Annotated in this window: 1 protein-coding gene and 1 pseudogene; both read left to right on the forward strand. The window is 61.6% G+C overall.

The window, feature by feature from the left end:
• Positions 1 to 24 precede the first annotated feature (24 nt).
• Positions 25 to 1,401 carry an L-serine ammonia-lyase gene (locus BKD70_RS22270; RefSeq protein ID WP_034128553.1) on the forward strand — a complete coding sequence of 459 codons (1,377 nt, stop codon included), beginning with the start codon at positions 25 to 27 and terminating at the stop codon, positions 1,399 to 1,401.
• A 39-nt stretch (positions 1,402 to 1,440) separates the two neighbouring features.
• Positions 1,441 to 1,689 (forward strand): annotated as a pseudogene (gene gcvT / locus BKD70_RS22275) (glycine cleavage system aminomethyltransferase GcvT); the annotation flags it as partial.

A 1,689-nucleotide genomic window follows, 5' to 3' on the forward strand; every position in this document is an offset into this window, starting at 1 on the left:
ATAATAAGAAACCGGAGAACAACCATGTCCCTTAGCGTGTTCGACCTGTTCAAGATTGGCATCGGCCCCTCAAGTTCCCACACCGTCGGCCCGATGCGTGCCGCTGCTCGATTCGTCGAGGGGCTCAAGCGTGACAACCTGCTGGAGGCCACCACCGGCATCAAGGTGGAACTCTACGGATCACTGGGCGCCACCGGCAAAGGCCACGGCAGCGACAAGGCTGTGTTGCTGGGCCTGGAAGGCGAACACCCGGACACCGTGAATACCGAAACCGTGGCAGCACGCCTGGCGCAGATGCGCAGTGACGGGCGCCTCAACCTGCTCGGCGAACACAGCATTGCGTTCAACGAGAAAGAACACCTGGCGATGATTCGCAAGCCCCTTGCCTATCATCCCAACGGCATGATCTTTCGTGCCTTTGACGCCGCCGGCATCCAGACCCGCAGCCGCGAGTACTACTCGGTCGGTGGCGGTTTCGTGGTGGATGAAGACGCGGCGGGCGCCGACCGTATCGTCGAAGACGCTACACCCCTGACCTTCCCGTTCAAACACGCCAAGGACTTGCTCGGCCACTGCACCACCTATGGCCTGTCTATCAGCCAGGTGATGCTGACCAATGAAAGTGCCTGGCGCCCGGAAGCCGAAACCCGCAGCGGTTTGTTGAAGATCTGGCAGGTCATGCAGGATTGCGTCGATGCCGGCTGTCGCAACGAAGGCATCTTGCCCGGAGGCTTGAAGGTCAAGCGCCGGGCAGCGGCCTTGCACAGGCAGTTGTGCAAGAACCCGGAGTCGGCGCTGCGCGACCCGCTGTCGGTGCTCGATTGGGTCAACCTGTATGCGCTGGCGGTCAACGAAGAAAACGCCAATGGCGGGCGCGTGGTCACCGCGCCCACCAACGGCGCGGCCGGGATCATTCCCGCCGTGCTGCATTACTACATGCGTTTTATCCCCGGCGCGAACGAAGACGGCGTAGTGCGCTTTTTGCTCACCGCGGCCGCCATCGGCATTTTGTACAAGGAAAACGCTTCGATCTCAGGCGCCGAAGTCGGTTGCCAGGGCGAAGTCGGCGTGGCCTGTTCCATGGCCGCAGGCGCACTCTGCGAAGTGCTGGGCGGCAGCGTGTCCCAAGTGGAAAACGCCGCCGAGATCGGCATGGAACACAACCTCGGCCTGACCTGCGACCCAATTGGCGGGCTGGTGCAGGTGCCGTGCATCGAGCGCAATGCCATGGGCTCGGTGAAGGCGATCAATGCGGTGCGCATGGCCCTGCGTGGCGACGGGCAGCACTTTGTGTCCCTCGACAAGGTCATCCGCACCATGCGCCAGACGGGCGCCGACATGAAAAGCAAATACAAGGAAACCGCCCGTGGCGGTTTGGCGGTCAACATTATCGAGTGCTGACGCCCACAAGCGCGTCGGCACGTTTTTCAGGAGTTGAATATGTCCACCGAAACCCTGTTGAAAACCCCATTGCATGCCCTGCACCTGGAACTGGGCGCACGCATGGTGCCCTTCGCCGGCTACGACATGCCGGTGCAGTATCCATTGGGCGTGATGAAGGAACACCTGCATACCCGTGAACAGGCCGGGTTGTTCGACGTCTCCCACATGGGCCAGATTCGTCTCACTGGCGCGAATGCCGCCAAGGCTCTGGAGACCCTGGTGCCCGTCGATATCATCGACCTGCCA

Origin of the sequence: Pseudomonas sp. BS-2016, from assembly GCF_001806145.1 — a bacterium.
In the GTDB taxonomy this organism is placed as follows: Bacteria; Pseudomonadota; Gammaproteobacteria; order Pseudomonadales; family Pseudomonadaceae; genus Aquipseudomonas; species Aquipseudomonas lundensis.